Origin of the sequence: Mycobacterium sp. (assembly GCF_049673265.1) — a bacterium.
GTDB lineage: Bacteria > Actinomycetota > Actinomycetes > Mycobacteriales > Mycobacteriaceae > Mycobacterium.
The window spans coordinates 1-1,566 of record NZ_JBATXN010000460.1 but is presented as its reverse complement, the minus strand read 5'-3'; the positions used below and the strand labels follow the sequence as shown (position 1 = coordinate 1,566).

The 1,566-nt window shown below is 66.9% G+C and carries 1 protein-coding gene and 1 pseudogene; both read right to left on the bottom strand.

The features are described from left to right. Window positions 1-139 precede the first annotated feature (139 nt). Entirely contained in the window at window positions 140-1,351 is a 1,212-nt protein-coding gene (locus WBF82_RS16105; RefSeq protein WP_424383984.1) for a PPE domain-containing protein, read from the bottom strand. A gap of 9 nt (window positions 1,352-1,360) precedes the next feature. Further along, window positions 1,361-1,566 (bottom strand): annotated as a pseudogene (locus WBF82_RS16100) (PE domain-containing protein); the annotation flags it as partial.

Sequence of the window (1,566 nt, the reverse complement as noted above, 5' to 3'; positions counted from 1 at the left end):
CTACTTCTCCTTTGATGTCTAGCGCCCCGGGCGGGGCATTAACGAGAGTCTAAGCGCTTTGCGGTGGCTGTCACTTCACCTTTTCCGACGAACGACAACTGCCCAGTTTTCCCTTCTGCCCCAATCGCATCAGATGTTTTCAAGCATCCATTCGACGGGGATCTTGGGTGTCGTCGCCGACGACAATGCGTGCGTGCGTGACATCTTCTTTTTCCTTGCCGGATGCGCCCGCACCGTGGCCCAACATTCCCGCCGGTGACATCGGCATCGGCGAGCCGCCCGCCGGGCGGGCCGTCGGGCTGCGTAGATCGGCCGCGTTGAACGCCCCGGCCCGACCGGTCGGTCGCCCGCCGGCCTCCGGCTCGAAAGTACTGGCCGGCTGGGTAAAGCTGGTCAGTCCTGCACCGCTGTAGCCCGCGCCGACGGCACCCGCGCCACCGGAACCGACTCCGCCGGCCGCTCCCCCGCCGACCGCCAGCTCGCCGCCGATGGCTTCCGCCCCAACGGCTTCCACCGAGGTCGCCCCGCCAGGGTTCGCGTTCATGAACATGCCCATCACGGATTGCAGCGGGCTGCCCAAGCTTTGAACCGCCTGCGTGGGGGCGCTGAGCGCCTGGGTCGCGGGCTGGGTGAGCGCGGACGCCGCCTGCGGCACCTGCCCGAGCATCGAACTGATTTGACTGGTTGCTTCGGTAGGCACGGATGCGGCGCCCTGGGCGGTAACCGGTGCTTGCGCCGCGTCTTGTGCGGCGGTCTGAGCCGCCGTCCCGGCCAGACCGACGCCTGACCCCATGCTTGCCGCCGGCGCCGCCCCGGCGCTCGTTGCGAGCAGTGACTGGTCCCCCGCCGCGACTGCTATCGCGTTCAGCGTGGTCGCATACAACACTCCGACGCTTGAGTTCTGCGTCCAGTACTCCCCGTACTGGATGTCCTGCGCGGTGATCCCCGGGAAGTTCTGACCAAAAAAGTTCGTGTCACACAACACCTGCCACAAATCCCGGTTCGCCTGGCAAGCGACCGACGGAATGACCGAGGGCGCGGCCATCGTGTAGGCATCCACCGCGGCCTGCGCAAGCAGCACATGCTTTGCGCAGTGCGCAGCCAGCGGTTGGAGTCCGCCCATGTTGAGGGTGGTTCCCTTGGCGACGTTCGCGGCACCGGCCACGCCGATCCACTGCGAGCTGGTAGTCGCAATGTTGGTGGCGGAAACCGCCATCGACATTTGGTGGCTGGCCGCCTCGGTCGCCATCACGGCCGCGTAGGCCACGATTGACCCCGGGCCCGGACCGCCCTCGAAAATCAGCGCGACAAGCTCGGGTGGAGCGCCAACCCACCGTGGGTCAAGAACCATGCCGAGTGGTTAGAAGGAGAATTTGGCCGCGCTGATCAGCTCGTTGAGCACATAGCTGATCGACGCCACGCTTTGCCCGGTGGCGTAGGCAGCGCGCTCCCCGGTGTGCGCTCCGGCCGCACCCAGGTACGCACCACCAGCGGCGGCCATGGCCGTCGCAAACGCCGTGTCATCGGCAGAGGCTGCCATTGGCACGACACCGGTGAGGGCGGCAG

Excerpts from the sequence above, each read along its gene's own strand:
- WBF82_RS16105 (WP_424383984.1), bottom strand. The coding sequence starts at position 1,351 with ATGGTTCTTGACCCACGGTGGGTTGGCGCTCCACCCGAGCTTGTCGCG.